Raw genomic sequence first — 781 nt, 5'->3', positions numbered from 1 at the left:
CACCAGATTCGTTTCGGCAGCCGTGCTGGGGTTACTGTCATCGACTGCTTTGGGCAGGTCGTCGATCACGTTGACATCGAGGGTCGCGTTGGCGGTGGTGCCGTTGTCGTCCACGACGGTGACGCCGAACTGTTCAGAAAGCGAGTTGGCGCCATTGGCCGTCGGATGAGCATCGTTTTGGTCGAGGGTGTAGCTGTAACTGACAACGCCGGTCGCTGCGTTGAAACCGGTGATGGTCAACGTGCTGCCCAGTGGCGTGGTGACCGATTGCGGGAAGCCTGCGGCCACGCCATTGGTGACGACGGCGATGCCGCCGACGGTCAACGTGGTGACGCCATCCAGTGCGGTGATGGTGAACGTGCCGCTTTGGGTCAGGGCATTGGTATCGGGCGCGCTGCCGTCGCTGAGGTTTTTCTCGTAGACGGTGAGTTCGCCACCGTTCACGTCGAGGCCGTTGATGATCACCGGATCGTCGTTGTTGTGGATCTGCAGCACGAGGTTCGCGGTGCTGGTGTCGCCGTCCGAATCGGTGATGGTGTAGGTGAAGGTTTCGGTGCCGTTGCCACCGCCGTGCAGGTTTTTGAAGTCTGCATCGTTGGTGTTGAGCGTGTAGGTGTAAGTACCGTTGGCGTTGAGTTGCAGCGTGCCGTAAGTCCCGGTGTAGGTGCCGGCGGTGACCGGGCCGGTGGGTACGCGGTCGGCGCCTTGCACGTCGTTGGTCAGGACGTTGCCGGTCAGGACCAGATTCGTTTCGGCAGCGGTGCTGGGGTTACTGTCATCG

General features: G+C 61.3%; 1 protein-coding gene. It reads right to left on the bottom strand.

Annotated elements, in window-relative coordinates; translation table 11 throughout:
* Positions 1-781, bottom strand: a 781-nt coding sequence (locus ACXR0M_RS27235) for a VCBS domain-containing protein (RefSeq protein WP_458834689.1), incomplete at both ends; no start/stop codon positions are given.

This window comes from Pseudomonas sp. Eth.TT006, from assembly GCF_054456575.1.
Note: the sequence above shows the minus strand (reverse complement) of the source record. Positions and strands in the feature narration are given on the sequence as shown.